Consider the following 16,043-nt stretch of genomic DNA (forward strand, 5'->3'; position numbering starts at 1 on the left):
CGGTTTTTCCGCAAAGACAAACACGCTCCTTTGCTGTCAGAGTTCAACAAATGCCAACATCAATTCCGAACGTGCCTGATCATCCACCCACCCTGCCCGCTGAAAACTCCGCCCTCGCCAGGCGGCGCTCCCGCCTTCGGCGGATCGCCGCTCTGCCCATGCAGCGGCTGGAAGGCACGCTCGCCGAAGCGATCGGGCAGAGCAACCGGCAACGGCTGGCGTGGTCCGCCCTGCTCGCCATGCCGCTGCTGGTTCCGGTCGCCCTGCCCGGCATGGCGTCGGCAGTCGGCGTCTTCAGCCTGCTGATCGCCGCCGGCCTGCTTTACGGCCGCCCGCTGCCGTTGCCCGCCTGGCTCGCCAGGCGGCGCGTCGATGGACGTGCCAGAACGCTGCTGCAGCGGATGAACGAGGCGGCGATCCGGACCATGACGAAATTGGGCCGTCCCCGCCTGCTCTTCCTGAGCACCCCGGCGAACCGGCGGGTGAACGCGCTGCTGCTGGCCACCGCTGCGCTGGCAATGATCACTCCGGTGCCGGTGATCAGCTTCGACAACGTCCTCCCGGCGCTGGCCATCGTCCTGCTCTCCTGGGGGCTACTGCTGCGCGACGGGCTGATGCTGCTGGCCGGCTATCTGCTCACCCTGCTTGCGGCAAGTTCGGTACTGCTGCTCTGGTGGGGCGGGGCGGCGCTGGCCGGCGAACTGATTTCACTTACCGGGCTTGTCCCATGAGCCGAACATACCGATATTTCATTGACGGAGAAACGACATGAGCATTTCAAGCAATCCCCAGGCGCGCGGCATTTTCGGCCGCCTCCTGTCGATCCGCCGACGCACCTGGATCATCCTTTCGCTCCTCTTCCTGACCTTTGTCGCCTTGCTGATCTGGGCCACGATCAGTATCGCCGGCTGGCTTTTCGGCATCGCACGCGACGGCGCCGGCGCGGCGCCGGAGGCCCTGCAGGCGGCGGCCGCGCAGGTCGAACAAGTCGTCCCCGGCGTGCAGGAAAAGCTGGGCGCGCTGCTGCCGGCGCTCCGGCCGCCCCCTGCGTTGCGCGAAGTCTCGGGCAGCGATCCGGCGCCCGTCCCGCGCTACCCCGGCATGTTGCGCGTCCAGTGGCAGAACGAAGACGGGCAGGTCACGGTCCGTTATCAGGGAGAAGCCGCCCTGCCCGAGGTCATCCGCCACTACGTTGAGGGCTTCACGGCTCAGGGTTACCGGCAGCAGGTGCTGACGGCGACACCGGAGCAGGAGCGCCATGCCTTCGTCAGGGACAACAGCCACTTCAGCCTGGTCTTCTCCGCCACCACTGGCGGGCAGGTCACGGTCGATCTCCTGGCCCGCAAACCGGCGACGGCAATGCTGCACTCGCACGTCTTGCGGCAGCCTGCTGCGGCATGAGCGCCGGCCTGCCCGGCGCCACGCCGGGAACTGCCAGGCTGCCGCGCATCGATCCCGGCGCGCCGCTGCAGTTCGTGATCAACGCCGCTGCCGGGGCACTCGACGTGGAAGCCAAACGCGTCGTGATCGAAAGTGCGCTGGCCGCCGCCGGCCGCCAGGGCGAATTGCTGATCTGCCAGCCCGGCGAACTGGCGCTTGCGGCTGCCGCTGCCGCCGCAAGCGCCGCCAGGCTTGGTAGCGCCGTCGTCGCGGTGGGCGGCGACGGTAGCCTGAACACGGTCGCCCAGGCCGCACATGCTGCCGCTTGCGCGATCGGGGTGATCCCTTACGGCACCTTCAATTACTTTGCCAGAACGCACGGGATTCCCGTCGAGCCGGCCGCCGCCGCGCGCCACCTGTTCGACGCAGAGGTAGAGCCGGTACAGGTGGCCGCGATCAACGAGCGCCTCTTCCTGGTCAACGCCAGCCTCGGCGTCTATCCCGAGCTGCTGCGTGACCGCGAGGCGTTCAAGGCACGCTTCGGGCGCAGCCGCCTGGTCGCCTTCATCGCCGCCTGTGCCACCTTGCTGCGCGCCCAGCGCCGCCTGCGCCTGCACATCGAAACCGCCACCACGGCACGCGACGTGCAGACCCTGACCCTGTTCGTCGGCAACAACCCGCTGCAACTGCAGCAGTTCGGTGCCGAACCGGAAGACAGCATCCCCGGCACCCCCGGCGACGGCAGCCTGGCAGCGCTGATGCTGCGGCCGATCGGTACGCCGGCCCTGCTCGGACTGCTGCTGCACGGCGCCATGCGCAGACTGGGCGAGGCTGCCGGGGTCGAAGCTTTCGAGTTCCGGCAGATGCGCATCCGCCCGGCAGCATTGCCCGGCAGCGGGAAAATCGTCGTCGCTTTCGACGGCGAAGTGGCACGCATGCGCGCACCGCTCGACATCCGCATCCTGGAACGTCCGCTTTATCTGCTGAAGTCGCCGGGCGCGAGCAACGGGAGGATGCCGTGAGCGTCCTCCTGCATATTTCCGACACCCATTTCGGCGCTCATCGGCCAGCCGTCGTCGACGCGCTGCTCGCCCTCGCCGCGCGGCAGCGTCCGGACGTGACAGTGCTTTCCGGCGACATCACCCAACGTGCCCGACCCGGCCAGTTCCGGGCGGCAAAGGACTTCGTCGACCGGCTGGGGACGCCGGTCCTGGCAGTACCCGGCAACCACGACATCGCGCTGTTCGATCTCTGGTCGCGCCTGACCCGCCCCTACGCGCAGTTTTCCCGCGTTTTCGGCAACGATCTCGAACCGGTCTACCGCTCGCCTGATCTGCTGATCGCCTGCGTCAAGACCACCCGCCGCTGGCGCCACCGAGACGGCGAAGTGTCGCCCGCCCAGATCGAGCGCGTGGCTCGCCTGCTGGGCACGGCAAGCGCGCAGCAATTGCGCCTCGTCGTCGTCCATCAACCCGCCGCCAGTCCACCGGCGGAAAAGCGGAGCAGTCTGCTGCGCGGTCACCGTGACGCCCTGCGCGCCTGGTCGGCTGCCGGCGCCGATCTCGTCCTGGGTGGCCACGATCACCTGCCCGGTACCCTCGCCCAGCACGGACTACCCCGGCGCCTGTGGGTGATTCAGGCGGGCACGGCCGTTTCGTCGCGCACCCATCCCGAAGCGCCGAACTCGGTCAACATCCTGCGCTGGGACGGCGCGGCAAGCTGCGCGATCGAGCAATGGGACTACGCGCCGATGCAGCGCAGTTTCATCCGCGTTTCGCTCACCCGGATCAGCCCCGAGCGCGGCTGACTGCAGACCCCGGCGCCGCGCACGCCTGAGCCGGCAGGACACTGACTGCAAAAACGCCAAGGGCAACGGGAAAATTCATGGATCACCATGACTATTGGCAAAGCGATCGCCTATCATCCCGTTTTCATGAAAACCCGTCCTTTTCCCCTGCCCCGCCATTCCATTCGTGCGCCGAAGCGGGAGCCGCAATGAAGCTTCGCCACTGGCTGCTGATCGTCGCCGGCATTCCCGGCGGCCTGTTCGTGCCGCTGAGCTACGCGCTATTCGCCGGCCTGGCCCTGCTCCTTGGCTACATCGCCTGCCACCCGCTGCGCTGGACCGAAGCGCAGCGCGCCTTCGCCTACCTGTTCGGCGGACTGTGTACCGGCGCCGGGCTGCAGGTGCTGGCCGGCTACGGCGTGCGCGGGCATCTGCTGTCGATGATCATCGCCCCGCTCGTGCTCTGGCTGGTGACGGCGGTAATCTTCAGCCTGCTGCGGGATCGCTATTCGCTGACCCCGGCTCCCGCTTTGGCGTCCGCCCCGCTCGCTGGCGCCGGGCGTGGCAGCTCGGCCTGGTCCGGCAGCGCCAGCGGCGGCTCGACGCAGGCCGGCAACGACGGCTGCCGCGTTCTCTGGCGCTTTTACGATACCGGCGAAATCTGCATGGGCGGGCCGACCTACGGCGACGTGGTGTTCAGCAACCGCTGCGCCTTCCGGGACGTCGGACCGTCAGTGGCGATTGCCGACGACGGCCGCTACGCGGCGCTAACGCAGCCGTCGCGCGGCACCTGGGGAATGCTGCTGGTCGACTTCGAACGCCGCCTCGCCTACGAGTTGTCGGCAAACGACGTGCCGTGGGAGATCGACGCCATCAGCGACGGCAAGATTTACGGCCGGGTTTCGCCGCTGACCGGCGATACGCCGGTCAGCCTCGACATCGACCGCCTGATCGCCGAACAACCGGCCATCCCGCTGGTTGAGGACGACGGCTGGTGGCTGCTCGACGACGCGCAGCGCCAGCCGCTGCCGCGCTACGACGCGGTCAGCGTTTGCAGCAGCGGCGGTCGCCACACGCTGATCTTCGTTCCCGACCGGCGACCGTTCCGCGATAACCCCTTCCTGCGCTTCGACGCGCCGAGCTACCTGCTGCTCGTCGACGGCAACCTGCTCGATGTCGAAACGCAGCACACCAGTGCCTGCTGGATCGACAGCGCGGAACACGAAGGACGCTTCCTGGTCATCGACGAGCGCCTCTTCGACCTGATGCCGGACGCGATCTTCGCCCCCGCCGCGGCCCGCGAACTGCCGCTGGCCGGCGCCGACGAATTCCCGCATGCCAGCCTGGGCGACATGCGCGCCAGCGCCCCCGGCGTGCTGCTCGCCGAAGTCGCCCTGCTGCAGCGCTCGTTCTCCACCGACCGCGCTGAAAGCTGCGACGAATCTTCGACCTATCCCTGGGACGAAGAGGAGGTCGACTACCGCGCTGCCGACAGCCAGCCAAGGCGCCACTTGCGCACCCGGATCGAACGCCACGCCGTCTACCGCATCGACCTGGCGGCCTACGTCAGCGGCGCCAGCCAGCGCCTGGCGACGGTGATCGAACTGAAAAACCGCGCCCAGCCCGATTACCGCGCCGAACTCCTCCCCCTGCCCGGCTACGGTCCGAGCACGCCCTATGCGCCCTACCGCTGCGCGACTTCCTGCGGCGTCGATCCTGGCCCGGTGCTCGGCGAATTCGCCTGGTCGCACTGCGGCCGCTACCTGGCGCTGGTCGTCGCCGCAGCGCCGCCGGCGGTGCCCGGGACGATCCGCATCGTCGACTTCGAAACCGCAACCTGGCGCGACCTGCCCGGTCACTACCCGCTTCCCGGCTTTGTCTGGTTCGCCGCCGACCAGCTCGATTTCACCTGCCTGCGCGGCATCTGCGAAAGCGTCAGCAACGGCCCGGGCAATTTCACCGAGCGCCGCCTGCTGCTCGATGACCCGGCGCTGACCGAAACGCCCCACGACCTGCTCTTCGCCGGCATCGCCGCCCGCCGCCAGACGCTCACCGATAGCTGCCGCGACGCAGGCGGCCACGCCAGCGTGCAGCGCATCGTCCGCCACGGCATGCTGTTCGCGCCGGATTTCGCCCGGCCGGTCTGGCAGGGCAACGAGGAAAACGCCTGATGCCGAAGCCCGCCGACCGCTGGCGCCGCGCCCTCCGGCTCGCCGCCCGCCTCGCCATCCTCCCGGCGCTCGCCGCCGCCTATTACCGCGGCACCGCCCCGGGGCAGATCGGCGATTTCGTGATCATCATCCCGGGCATCGTCGTCCTCGCCGGGCTGCTCGCCGTCCTGGCCTGCGCCGCTTGGTGGCGCCGCCTGCTGGCGGCGCTGCTCTTCGCCGCCCTTGGCCTGCACGCCTGGCAACTCGGCGCCGACGAACACACCCGCGCCTTCAACGAATGCGTCGATCGCGGCGAAACGGTGCGCCAGGCGCTGGCCGACTACCGCGCCGCACACGGCCGCTACCCGGCGGAACTCGCCCAGGCAATGCCGGAAATCCCCTGCCGGCCGCGCTTCGCCAACAGCCTGCTGGACTACACGGCGAGCGCCAACACCTACACCCTGTATTTCGGCGACGCGCTGGTCAGCCATCGGGCGACCGAGTCGAGCGAATTCGACGCCCACAAGTAGACGGCGAAAGGCCAGCGCGACATGCGCCAGCCCCGGGCAGCACGGCGCCGAGCATTCCTTTGTCACATGACATCATCTTCGCTATTCTCCCGACGTCCCCCTTTGCGTGCACCAGCATCTCCATCGAGCCCCCATGAATCCCGCCCCCCAATTGCGCCAGCTTGCTTTGGCCACCCTTCTGGCGCTGACCGGGTGCTCGACGGAGGACGGCAGCAGCAAACAAACGCTTCGCTCCGCGGACGGCTTTTCGATCGTCAGCGAACAGAGAAGCTACGCGAATCCATCAACCGGCATGAGCTCCCAGCACGGCGAGTACCATTTCAGGATCAACGGCAAAAGGGTTGATCCGGACATACTCGGCGCAGCGCTTTTCCCCGAAAAATCACCCTGCCACAGTCCGTTTTATCGCGTATCCGATCTCCGCCTGCTGCCGGATAACGCTGTGCTTGCCATGTTCTCCATCACCAATGCCCGGTGCGAACTGGGCGATATCGTCATGGCCAGGATCTCGGCCAGGAATGGCAAGCTGGGCGTTGAGCGCCTGCCGATCGCCGACGACACGGCAAGGATCATCAACGGCACATTCATCGTGCGTCGCGGCGACGCCCTGAGCCGGACATCGAACGAGCATGCGCCTCGCCTGATTGAACAGTCAGACCAGAGCCTGCCGCAGATCTTTCTCGAAGCCGAGCCGCTCGGCGACGGCGAGCGCCATACCCGAATGATTCGACTCGATCTGGGGTCGCTCGCCCAGATCGATCTTGGCCAAGGTAGTGTCATGCGCTTTGTCGGGGCAGATAGCTTGCTGATGCTCGACATCCCCTGGCAAAACAAGCGCCCCGTGGCCAAGGTACGCCTGGTCCGCGTCAGCGACGGCCAGACCTTGGCCTTTCAATCCCTGAGAATCGCTTGCCTGCGCCCCGCGGGCAGCGAAGCGAACTACCGGGCCTTGTTTCAACTCAGCATGCTTGAACAGGAAATCCAAATCAGGGCACAACACGAGGCGATCGCCACCGGTAAAGAGGTCACGATCCCGGACCCCCTGGGCATCACCGATTTCAACCAGGACAAGCTCCCGCCCCTTGCCATGGACGCCGCCAACTTCGCCGTGGGCGAGACGCTGCGCACAAGCCTGCTCGCCAGGATTGTCGACGACAAGATTGAACTTGATATCGGACAGCAGCTTCGCCCTGTAAAGAACTGCCAGCCATGAGCAAGTCCGCCATCCGCCGACTATTCCTGATCCTCTCCTGCACGGTCATGCTTGGCGCCTGCACACCGCGTCATCCGCGTGAACCTTTTACCGTCCTGCATGAAAAAAACGGGCTCGCCATCATCAGCGAGGAGCGCAGTTCGCATCCAGCATGGCCGTCGCCGAGATCCTGGAAAAGGAATCGCAAGTCGAGCTCATTGACGGGCAAATACGCGTCAAGACCAGCCCGAACATTCGAGCGCTGCGTTTGCCCGAGCAATCATCCCCGCCAGGGGCGAATTGAACTTCTTCTTGGCTGCCAGGTGCCAGTGCGACTTCCGGCACGACGATGAATCAGGCGAAAGGAAATGAGCGCAGAACGATTACCGGGCACTTCCTGGCTGGCGCGAGCGAATCCCCGACAATTGCCACCCGCCTATAGAAATGGCATATTCCGCCCCCGCAGCGCGCTCCTTGTAAAGGTTTCATGAAAAATCCCCCCGCCGTCAGCCTGCCCCTGAAGATTCTCTCCACCGGTCACGCCCTGCCGCCCACCCGGGTCGATTCCAGCGAGCTCGATCGCCGCCTGGGCAGGAAATCCGGTTATGTCGAAAAGCGTTCGGGTGTTGCCTGCCGCTACCACGCCAGCGCCGACGCCAGCCAGAGCGAGCTTGCCGCGGCGGCGCTCGACGATGCGCTCACCCGCGCCGATATTGATCCGGCGTCGGTGGACCTGCTGCTCTACGCTTCGGCGATCGCCGTCCAGGCGCTGCCCTTCAGTGCCGCCCATGTCCTGCGCGCCAGCCGGCTGCCAGTCGGCACCGCTGCCTTCGACATCAACGCCAGTTGCGTCAGCTTCATCCAGGCGCTGCAGGTCGCCGGCGGGCTGCTCAACGGCGGCGCCTACCGGCGCATCGCCATCGTCTCGGCCGACCTCGCCTCGCGCGGCATCGACTGGGCCGACGAGGAATCGGCGCTGATCTTCGGCGACGGCGCCGCCTGCGCCATCGTCGAACGCGGCGACGGCAGCAGCGGAATCATCGCCGGCCTGCTCGAAACCTACCCGGAAGGCATCGAATACTGCGAGATCCGCGCCGGCGGCACCCGCCGCAACCCGCGCGCCGGCATCGCGGACAGCGATTTCCTCTTCCACATGGACGGCCGCCGCATCTTCCGCCAGGCCTCGGCGCTGATCGATGACTTCTTCCGCCGCCTGCTGGCGCGCAGCGCGCTGCAACTGGCCGACCTGGCGACGGTGATCCCGCACCAGGCCAGCCACCTGTCGCTGGAACACATGCGGCGCCGGCTCAAGGTGCCGAATTCGGTGCTGATCGACATCTACCGCGAACGCGGCAACCAGGTTGCCGCCTCGATCCCCAGCGCGCTGCACGCCGCCCGCGTCAGCGGCCGCCTGGTGCCGGGCCGACCGGCACTGCTGATCGGCACCGCCGCCGGGCTGAGCCTGAGCGGCCTCACCTTCCTGCCATGAAATACCTGGTCACCGGCGCCACCAGCGGGCTCGGGCGCAACGCCGCCGAGTGGCTGCTGGCCGCCGGCCACACGGTGCGCGCCAGCGGCCGCGACTTGACGGCCGGCGCCGCGCTCGCCACCGGCGGTGCCGAATTCGTGCCGCTCGACCTGGCGCTGGCCTCGCCGGCAGAATGCGCGGCGCTGGTCGACGGCGTCGACGCGGTCTGGCACTGCGCCGCGCTGTCGGCGCCCTGGGGCGACCCGGCGGCGTTCAAGGCCGCCAACCTCGACGCCACGCAAAAGCTCGCCGCCGCCGCCGGCGAACGCGGCCTGCCGCGCTTCGTGCATGTGTCTACGCCGTCGATCTATTTCGACTTCCAGCACCGCCACGCGGTCGGCGAGGAGTTCCGCGCCGACCGCTTCGCCAACGCCTACGCCACCAGCAAGTACGCCGCCGAACAGGCGATCCGCGCCCTCGCCGCCCGCCATCCCGCCACCCGCTACACCATGCTGCGCCCGCGCGCGCTGTTCGGCCCGCACGACCGCGTCATCCTGCCGCGCCTGCTGCGCCAGATCGAACGCGACGGCGGCGTCCTGCGCCTGCCGCGCGGCGGCGTCGCCGTCCTCGACCTGACCTACGTCGGCAACGTGGTGCACGCGCTGCAGCTCGCCACCATCCAGCCGCAATTGCCGGCCGCTGCCGTCTACAACATCACCAATCATGAGCCGGGCCGCCTGATCGACCTGCTCGACCGCCTGCTCGGCGAGGAAATGGGTCTCGCCTACCGCCTGCAGGCGCTGCCCTACCCGCTGCTGCACGGCGTCGCCGCCGGCATGGAGGCGGTAGCCGCCCTCACCCGGCGCGAGCCGCCGCTGACCCGCTACAGCGTCGGCGCGGTCAATTTCGACATGACCCTCGACAACCGCCGCGCCATCGCCGAACTCGGCTACCGCCCGATCATCCCGCTGGCCGAGGGCATCCGCCGCACCGCCGCCTGGCAGCGCGGCGCGGAAACCGTCGATGGCTGAGCTGACCGCCTTCACCGTCGGCTACTGCACGCACCCGGCCGGCATGGCGCTGCGCGGCGCCGGCTGGCAGGTCTGCCGTTTTCCCGCGCGCGCCTACCTGCTTGGCGTCGGCGGCCGCCACTGGCTGTGGGACACCGGCTACGCCGAGCATTTCCGCCAGCACACCGGCAGCGGCATCTTCCGCCTCTACGCGGCGATCACGCCGGTGCATTTCGCCGCCCACGAAGCGCTGCTTGGACAGTTGCGGGAAGCCGGCCTGAGCCCGCGCGACATCTGCGGGCTGATCCTCTCGCACTTCCACGGCGACCACATCGCCGGCCTCCACGATTTTGCCGCCACCCCATGCATCTGCTCGGGCGACGGCTGGCAGCGCACGCGCGGCCTGCGCGGCTTCGGCGCGCTGCGCCGCGCCTTCGTGCCCGGCCTGATCCCGGCCGGCTTCGAAAGCACGCTGCAGTTCGTCGAGAGTTTTCCGCTGCTTCGCCTGCCGGCCGAACTGGCGCCCTTCGAATGGGCCTGGGCGCTGCCCGACAGCCGCGACGAAATCCTGCTCGTCCCGCTGCCCGGCCACGCCGCCGGCCAGCTCGGCGCCTTCGTGCAGACTGCGGAGGGCTGGACCCTGCTCGCCAGCGACGCCGCCTGGGCACCGCAGGGCTACCGCGAACTACGCGGGCCGGCTCGCCTCACCCATCTGCTGATGGACGACCGCGCCGCCTATTACGACACCCTGGCCCGCCTGCACGCGCTGCATCGCGGCGGCCAGGTGCGCATTCTGCTGTGCCACGAGGGGGAGCTGTGAACACCCAGCCGTTTCGTCATTCCGCCCGCGCCGCCGGCAGCTTTCAGCGCGAGGCCGCCGCATGATCGCGCTGACCACGCTCTGGCACTACCTGCGCACGCGGCGCCTGCAATTTGCCGACCGCGCCGCGCTGCTCGCCCATCAGGACCGGCAGTTGCGGCGCTACGCGCGGCGCGTGCTGGCGCGCAGCCCTTATTTCGCGCGCTGCGCCGAACTGCCTTTCGCCGACTGGCCGACGATGGACAAGGCGCTGATGATGCAGCACTTCGACACCATCAACACCGCCGGCCTCAGGCGCAACGAACTGCTGGCGGTGGCGCGGCGCAGTGAGGCCGAGCGCGACTTCACGCCGCGCGTCGGCCGCTACAGCGTCGGCCTGTCGTCCGGTACCTCCGGGCAGCGCGGCTTGTTCGTCGTCAGTCCGCAGGAGCAGGCGGCCTGGGCCGGCGTCATGCTGGCGCGCCTGTTGCCCGCCGGACTGACTGCCGGCGAGCGCGTCGCCCTCTTCCTGCGCGCCGACAACCACCTTTACCACAGCGTCGACAACCGCTGGCTGAGCCTCGCCTTCCACGACCTGTTCGCGCCTTTCGCTGCGCAGTGCGCGCGCCTGCAGGCGGAACGGCCGAGCATCGTCGTCGCGCCGGCGCAGGTGCTGCGCGCGCTGGCGCTGGCGGTGCGCGACGGCAGCCTGCAGATCGCGCCCAAATTGGTAATTTCGGTCGCCGAGGTGCTGGAACCGGCCGACCGGGCGCTGCTCGGCGAGGTGTTTCCGCGCGTCGGCGAGGTCTACCAGGCGACCGAGGGTTTCCTCGCCGCCACCTGCCCGCAGGGCACGCTGCACCTGAACGAGGAATTCCTGCGCATCGAGCCGCAATGGCTCGACGATCAGCGCTTCACGCCCTGGGTCACCGACTTCACGCGGCAGACCCAGCCGATCGTCCGCTACCGCCTCGACGATGTCCTGGTGCGCCGCGCCGAGCCCTGCCCCTGCGGCCGCGCCGGCCTGGCGCTGGCGGCGATCGAAGGGCGTTGCGACGACCAGTTGCTGCTGCCCGGCGCCGACGGCCATACGAAAACCGTGTTCGCCGACCTGTGCAGCCGGCTGATCGCCAACGCGCTGCCTCTGACCGCCGACTACCGGCTGACGCAGCACGGCGCCGACCGCCTGCAGCTCACCGCCGATTGCCCGCTCGCCGACATCGAGCGCTGCCGCGAGGCGCTCGCCGCCGGCTTCGGCCGTCAGGGCGTCGCCGTCGCCGCGCTGCACTGGCAACTCGCCAGCCAGCCCATCGCCAGCGATTTCCTCCACAAGCGGCGGCGTATCATGCGCCTGGAATCATGAACACGCCTGATACCTTCAATACGCTTTCCTTTCGGCTGCGCCAGATGCTCTTCGGCTGGGGCGGCGTCGGCATCGTCTACAACCTCAGCGACCGCTTCCAGGGGCCGGGGCAGGTGCTCGACCCCGGCTTCATCGACCGCCTGATTCCCTACAGCCCGCACGCGGTGTGGCCCTACCTGTCGTTCTTCCTGATCATCCCGCTCGCCTTCCTGACTTGCCCGGCCGAGCGCCTGCGCTGGCTGCGCAGCGGCTTCCAGGTGGCGGCGCTGGCCGCCGGCACGGTCTTCATGCTGTGGCCGACCACCCTCGTCTATCCCGACTATGCCGGCGCCGGCCTCAGCAGCACGCTGCTCGCCGGCCTGCTCGCCGTCGATTCGGCGCAGAACTGTTTTCCCTCGCTGCACATGGCGCTGACCACGCTTGCCATCCTCGCCCTGGACGATCCCCGGCGGCCGCTGCGCAAGCTGCTGCTGTGGGCGTGGGGCGCGCTGATCGGTTTTTCCATCCTGCAATTGCGCCGCCACCTCGCCATCGACCTGGTATCCGGCGTCGCCCTCGGCTTTGCCGCCGCCTGGCTGTGCCGGCGCTGGCTCGCCCCCACCACCGTCACGCAAGGAGCCCCGTCATGAGCGAACTCGCCTGGCCGATCGCTTTCATGTTGCTCTTCGTCTTCGGCGAAGCGCTCTTCCTGCAATTGAGCGGGCGCCAGTCGGTTAACTGGCGCGACGTCGTCTTCAACATCGATTCCGGCCACCTCATGCTGTGGCTCTTCCGCGGCCTGGAAATCACCTGCTACGGCTACGCCGCCGCGCACTGGAGCCTGGACCTGCTGGCTAGCTGGCCGCCCGCCGCGGTCTGGCTGTTCGCGCTGCTCGCCTGGGATTTCGGCTTCTACTGGCTGCACCGCCTGCACCACCAGTGGCCGCTGTTCTGGGCGGTGCATCTGATCCACCACCAGGGGCTGCATTTCAACCTCTCGCTCGGGGTGCGCAATTCCTGGTATTCCTCGCTCACCTCGATTCCCTTCTTCCTGCTGTTGGCGCTGCTCGGCGTGCCGCTCTCGGTGTTCGTCGCCGTCTCGATCCTGCATTACAGCGTGCAGTTCTACAACCACAACGCGCTGGTGCCGCGCCTGCGCTGGCTGGAAGCGATCCTGATCACGCCAGCCCTGCACCGCGTCCACCACGTGAACGACGCGCGCTACTGCAACAGCAATTTCGGCGGCACCTTCTCGTTCTGGGACCGCCTGTTCGGCAGCCTGGAACGCGAACTGCCGGCCGCCCCGTTCAGCTACGGCGTCGGCCGCGAAACACCGCCGGAAAACCCCTTCTGGGCGAGCAATCTGCCTTTCCTGCGCCTCTTCGGCGGTACCTCGCCCACCCCGCCGGCGGCCCGCTTCGCCTGCGCCGACTGGGCGATCGCCAGCGGCGCCCTGCTGCTGTTCGCGCTGGTCGTCGGCTATGTCGACCGCTACGGCTACGGTTACGGCGCCGTCGATTTCGCCCAGATCGTGCTCTTCGCGCTGCTCGCCAGCGGCGCCGTGGTCCTCGGCGGCATGGCCGAGGGCCGGCGCTGGGCGCCGCTCGCCTGGCTGGCGCTCTGCCTCGCCCTGCCCGCCGCCTGGCTGAGCGGCCTGCGCTGGTTCGCCGGGATCTGGCCATGGCTGATGCTGCCGCTGGCAGCGCACGGGCTGCTACTGGCGCTGGGCGTCGGCCGCCGGCCGGCAAGCGCCGCATGACGCCGCTGCCGCCGCTCTGCTACGCCGCCCCCGAGCTCAGCGGCGAAGCGGCCTTCGAACAGGCGCTGCAGGCGCGCGCCCGCAGCTACCTGGCGGCGCGCGGCGACCATCGCTACGCCGATGGCGCCCACCTGCTCAAGGCGGCACTGCTTGCCGCCGCCTGCCTCGCCTGCTACCTGCTCTGCCTGACGGCGAGCACCGCCAGCGGCTTCGCCGGCGCCTACCTGGCGGCCATCGCCGTCTGCATGCTGCTCAACATCGACGTCAATCACGACGCCTCGCACAACGTTTTCCTGCGCAGCCGGCGCGGCAACCGCGTGGTCGGCCGGCTGGTCACGCTGCTGCTCGGCATCGACCCCGACTACTGGCGGGTGCGCCACGTCGATTTCCACCACCGCTACCCGAATATCGAGCACTACGACCTCGACACCGAGGAAAACGGCATCTTCCGCCAGACGCCCTTCCAGCGCTGGCGGCCGCACATGCGCCAGCAGCACCGCTACTGGCCGCTGATCGCCGCGCTGTCGCTGACCTGGATCGCCTGGGTGTTCGACTGGCGCGACCGCCTCGGCCGCACGCCGCTGCGCCAGCATGGGCTGTTGCCGGGAAGCGGCGGCTGGGCGCTGTTCCTGGCCTCCAAACTCGGCCACCTGCTGCTCGCGCTCGGCCTGCCGCTGGCCGCCGCCGACGCCCACGGCCTAAGCTGGCAACTGGCGCTGGCCTGCTACCTGGCGGCGCAGATGGCCGGCTCGCTGCTCCTCGTCTTCCTGCTGCTCGGCACCCACTGGGCGCAGGCCGCCTTCTACCCGGCACCGCCCAATGGCCGTCTGGCGCAGGGCTGGCACCGGCACAATTTCGCCACCGCCTGCGACTGGCTGCCGACGCCGCGCTGGCTGCAGTGGGGCATGGGCGGCCTCAACCTGCACCTCACCCACCACCTCTTCCCCGGCTGGCACCACCGCCACTACCCGGCGCTGGCGGACATCGTCGCCCGCAGCGCCGCCGAACACGGCCTGCCCTACCGCTGCCTCGGCTACCGCCAGTTGCTCGCCGGCCAGCGCCGCTTCCTGCGCGAAATGGGCCGCCGACCCGCCGAAGAAAACGCATGAAGACAGCGCCGCCGCTGCATTTCGGGCGCGACGACCAGGCGCTGCGCGCCGCCCTCGACGCCGCCGCCGGTGCCTGGCTGGCCGCCCGCAACGACCACCGCGGCGCCGACGCCGGCATGATCGGCAAGCTGCTGCTGCTCGTCGCCATCGCCGCCACCGCCTACGCCAGCGCGCTGACGCAGGCCACGACCGCCGGCTTCGGCGCCGCCTACTTCGTCTATGTCGCCGCCGCCATGCTGCTCGCCATCAATGTCGTGCACGACGCCTCGCACAACGCCTTCCTGCGCAGCGCCCGCGGCAACCGCTGGCTCAACCGCCTGGTCAGCCTGCCGCTCGGCCTCGACCCCGAATGCTGGCGGGTGCGCCACGTGATCTTTCACCATCCCCGCGTCAACGTGCAGGGCCACGACCTCGACATCGAGGAAAACGGCGTCCTGCGCCAGACCCCGTACCAGCGCTGGCGGCCCTTCATGCGCTGGCAGCGCTGGTACTGGCCGCTGGTGGCGGCGCTGACCTTCCCCGCCATCATCTGGTCCTTCGACTGGCTCGACCGCGCCGGCCGCACCCCGGTCGGCGCCCGCATGGCGACGCCGGGCTGGCGCGGCTGGGCCGGCTTCCTGCTGGCCAAGGCAGCCCACCTGACGCTGAGCATCGGCTTGCCGCTGTATTTCTGCGCCGGGCGGATCAGCCCCGCCACCATCCTGCTCGCCTATTTCCTCAGCCTGAGCGCCGCCTCGCTGCTCTTCGTGTTGCTCATCCTCGGCACCCATTGGGCCAAGGGCCGCTTCTTCGCCGCCCCGCCCGACGGCCGCTTCGCCCACGGGCGCTGGGAACACCAGTTCCTCACCACCTTCGACTGGCAGATCACCCCCGGCTGGCTCGGCTACTGGCTGGGTGGCATGAACCTGCACCTCACCCACCATCTCTTCCCCGACTGGAGCCACCGCCACTACCCGGCACTGGCCGACCTCATCGCCCACCTCGCCCCCGCCCACGGCATCCCCTACCAACGCCCCGACCTGCGCGGCTTCCTGCGCGAACAACAGGCTTTTCTTGGGCGGATGGGGGCGGGGCCGGATGGGGATACCGGCGGACGGGAATAAGCACAGCCGGGGGAACGGGCGTTGATCGTGGCGTGTGAGACGGCACCCGACCCTATTCGGACGTAGCCTGCGTTATTAGGCTACGCTCAGAGCGATGATAGTAAGCAGACGCCGAGCGAGGTGGAAAAAAGCAGCTTATAGGCGGGTGCTCACCGGTCCTGACGACTGGGTGGTCAGCCTTTGAGGGAGCCAGACATAGCGAATGTCCTCACATTCGATGATCCAAGTTGCGCCGCCGATTTCAATCTCGTGCAGCACCCTCCCGTTATCCGAGAGCCGGATTTCGTCGTATTAACCCGGCAAATATATAGGGCGTTTGTGGTATGATATTGGCATGGATAAAGAAGACGCCCGCAAGCTCAGTCCAGAGCAACAAAAGGAGAAGCGCAAGATAGCGCTTCGCATGCGAATGAAC

General features: G+C 68.5%; 15 protein-coding genes. All 15 read left to right on the top strand.

Annotation, left to right across the window (positions count from 1 at the left end; translation table 11 throughout):
* Window positions 1–158: 158 nt before the first annotated feature.
* The 15 genes from ACE3OV_RS16670 (at window position 159) to ACE3OV_RS16740 (ending at window position 15,628) form a co-directional block, all read left to right on the top strand.
* Window positions 159–731: an exopolysaccharide biosynthesis protein gene (locus ACE3OV_RS16670; RefSeq protein ID WP_374328616.1), complete on the top strand. Its 573-nt coding sequence runs from the start codon at window positions 159–161 to the stop codon at window positions 729–731.
* 37 nt (window positions 732–768) lie between these two features.
* The gene (locus ACE3OV_RS16675) at window positions 769–1,401 is read left to right on the top strand and encodes a hypothetical protein (protein WP_374328617.1); all 633 of its coding nucleotides are present in this window, start codon (window positions 769–771) and stop codon (window positions 1,399–1,401) included.
* Window positions 1,398–2,402, top strand: a complete 1,005-nt coding sequence (locus ACE3OV_RS16680) for a diacylglycerol kinase family protein (protein WP_374328618.1) — start codon at window positions 1,398–1,400, stop codon at window positions 2,400–2,402. The genes ACE3OV_RS16675 and ACE3OV_RS16680 overlap by 4 nt, the downstream gene beginning before the upstream one ends.
* Complete coding sequence (locus ACE3OV_RS16685; protein WP_374328619.1) at window positions 2,399–3,187, top strand: metallophosphoesterase; 789 nt, start codon at window positions 2,399–2,401, stop codon at window positions 3,185–3,187. The genes ACE3OV_RS16680 and ACE3OV_RS16685 overlap by 4 nt, the downstream gene beginning before the upstream one ends.
* Before the next feature lie 188 nt (window positions 3,188–3,375).
* Window positions 3,376–5,337 carry a hypothetical protein gene (locus ACE3OV_RS16690; RefSeq protein WP_374328620.1) on the top strand — a complete coding sequence of 654 codons (1,962 nt, stop codon included), beginning with the start codon at window positions 3,376–3,378 and terminating at the stop codon, window positions 5,335–5,337.
* The gene (locus tag ACE3OV_RS16695; RefSeq protein ID WP_374328621.1) at window positions 5,337–5,846 is read left to right on the top strand and encodes a hypothetical protein; all 510 of its coding nucleotides are present in this window, start codon (window positions 5,337–5,339) and stop codon (window positions 5,844–5,846) included. Before ACE3OV_RS16690 ends, ACE3OV_RS16695 begins: the two co-directional genes overlap by 1 nt.
* 133 nt (window positions 5,847–5,979) lie before the next feature.
* Window positions 5,980–7,059, top strand: a complete 1,080-nt coding sequence (locus tag ACE3OV_RS16700; RefSeq protein WP_374328622.1) for a hypothetical protein — start codon at window positions 5,980–5,982, stop codon at window positions 7,057–7,059.
* Between the two features lie 466 nt (window positions 7,060–7,525).
* Window positions 7,526–8,527: a 3-oxoacyl-[acyl-carrier-protein] synthase III C-terminal domain-containing protein gene (locus tag ACE3OV_RS16705; RefSeq protein WP_374328623.1), complete on the top strand. Its 1,002-nt coding sequence runs from the start codon at window positions 7,526–7,528 to the stop codon at window positions 8,525–8,527.
* On the top strand, window positions 8,524–9,537 hold the full coding sequence (locus tag ACE3OV_RS16710; protein WP_374328624.1) for an NAD-dependent epimerase/dehydratase family protein: 1,014 nt from the start codon (window positions 8,524–8,526) through the stop codon (window positions 9,535–9,537). The genes ACE3OV_RS16705 and ACE3OV_RS16710 overlap by 4 nt, the downstream gene beginning before the upstream one ends.
* On the top strand, window positions 9,530–10,336 hold the full coding sequence (locus ACE3OV_RS16715; RefSeq protein WP_374328625.1) for an MBL fold metallo-hydrolase: 807 nt from the start codon (window positions 9,530–9,532) through the stop codon (window positions 10,334–10,336). Before ACE3OV_RS16710 ends, ACE3OV_RS16715 begins: the two co-directional genes overlap by 8 nt.
* A gap of 61 nt (window positions 10,337–10,397) precedes the next feature.
* Complete coding sequence (locus ACE3OV_RS16720; protein WP_374328626.1) at window positions 10,398–11,678, top strand: F390 synthetase-related protein; 1,281 nt, start codon at window positions 10,398–10,400, stop codon at window positions 11,676–11,678.
* Window positions 11,675–12,307 (top strand): phosphatase PAP2 family protein, encoded by a 633-nt coding sequence (locus ACE3OV_RS16725; RefSeq protein WP_374328627.1) that lies wholly within the window; start codon window positions 11,675–11,677, stop codon window positions 12,305–12,307. The genes ACE3OV_RS16720 and ACE3OV_RS16725 overlap by 4 nt, the downstream gene beginning before the upstream one ends.
* Entirely contained in the window at window positions 12,304–13,416 is a 1,113-nt protein-coding gene (locus ACE3OV_RS16730; RefSeq protein WP_374328628.1) for a sterol desaturase family protein, read from the top strand. Before ACE3OV_RS16725 ends, ACE3OV_RS16730 begins: the two co-directional genes overlap by 4 nt.
* Window positions 13,413–14,525, top strand: coding sequence for an acyl-CoA desaturase (locus tag ACE3OV_RS16735; RefSeq protein WP_374328629.1), 1,113 nt, complete (start codon window positions 13,413–13,415; stop codon window positions 14,523–14,525). Before ACE3OV_RS16730 ends, ACE3OV_RS16735 begins: the two co-directional genes overlap by 4 nt.
* Window positions 14,522–15,628 carry a fatty acid desaturase gene (locus ACE3OV_RS16740; protein WP_374328630.1) on the top strand — a complete coding sequence of 369 codons (1,107 nt, stop codon included), beginning with the start codon at window positions 14,522–14,524 and terminating at the stop codon, window positions 15,626–15,628. The genes ACE3OV_RS16735 and ACE3OV_RS16740 overlap by 4 nt, the downstream gene beginning before the upstream one ends.
* The last annotated feature ends 415 nt before the right edge of the window (window positions 15,629–16,043 follow it).

Source organism: Azonexus sp. (genome assembly GCF_041909095.1).
GTDB lineage: Bacteria > Pseudomonadota > Gammaproteobacteria > Burkholderiales > Rhodocyclaceae > Azonexus.

What these genes read in the sequence shown, in the direction of transcription:
- ACE3OV_RS16670 (WP_374328616.1), top strand. Translation starts at nt 159, where the DNA reads ATGCAGCGGCTGGAAGGCACGCTCGCCGAAGCGATCGGGCAGAGCAAC.
- ACE3OV_RS16675 (WP_374328617.1), top strand. Translation starts at nt 769, where the DNA reads ATGAGCATTTCAAGCAATCCCCAGGCGCGCGGCATTTTCGGCCGCCTC.
- ACE3OV_RS16680 (WP_374328618.1), top strand. Translation starts at nt 1,398, where the DNA reads ATGAGCGCCGGCCTGCCCGGCGCCACGCCGGGAACTGCCAGGCTGCCG.
- ACE3OV_RS16690 (WP_374328620.1), top strand. Translation starts at nt 3,376, where the DNA reads ATGAAGCTTCGCCACTGGCTGCTGATCGTCGCCGGCATTCCCGGCGGC.
- ACE3OV_RS16695 (WP_374328621.1), top strand. Translation starts at nt 5,337, where the DNA reads ATGCCGAAGCCCGCCGACCGCTGGCGCCGCGCCCTCCGGCTCGCCGCC.
- ACE3OV_RS16700 (WP_374328622.1), top strand. Translation starts at nt 5,980, where the DNA reads ATGAATCCCGCCCCCCAATTGCGCCAGCTTGCTTTGGCCACCCTTCTG.
- ACE3OV_RS16705 (WP_374328623.1), top strand. Translation starts at nt 7,526, where the DNA reads ATGAAAAATCCCCCCGCCGTCAGCCTGCCCCTGAAGATTCTCTCCACC.
- ACE3OV_RS16710 (WP_374328624.1), top strand. Translation starts at nt 8,524, where the DNA reads ATGAAATACCTGGTCACCGGCGCCACCAGCGGGCTCGGGCGCAACGCC.
- ACE3OV_RS16715 (WP_374328625.1), top strand. Translation starts at nt 9,530, where the DNA reads ATGGCTGAGCTGACCGCCTTCACCGTCGGCTACTGCACGCACCCGGCC.
- ACE3OV_RS16720 (WP_374328626.1), top strand. Translation starts at nt 10,398, where the DNA reads ATGATCGCGCTGACCACGCTCTGGCACTACCTGCGCACGCGGCGCCTG.
- ACE3OV_RS16725 (WP_374328627.1), top strand. Translation starts at nt 11,675, where the DNA reads ATGAACACGCCTGATACCTTCAATACGCTTTCCTTTCGGCTGCGCCAG.
- ACE3OV_RS16730 (WP_374328628.1), top strand. Translation starts at nt 12,304, where the DNA reads ATGAGCGAACTCGCCTGGCCGATCGCTTTCATGTTGCTCTTCGTCTTC.
- ACE3OV_RS16735 (WP_374328629.1), top strand. Translation starts at nt 13,413, where the DNA reads ATGACGCCGCTGCCGCCGCTCTGCTACGCCGCCCCCGAGCTCAGCGGC.
- ACE3OV_RS16740 (WP_374328630.1), top strand. Translation starts at nt 14,522, where the DNA reads ATGAAGACAGCGCCGCCGCTGCATTTCGGGCGCGACGACCAGGCGCTG.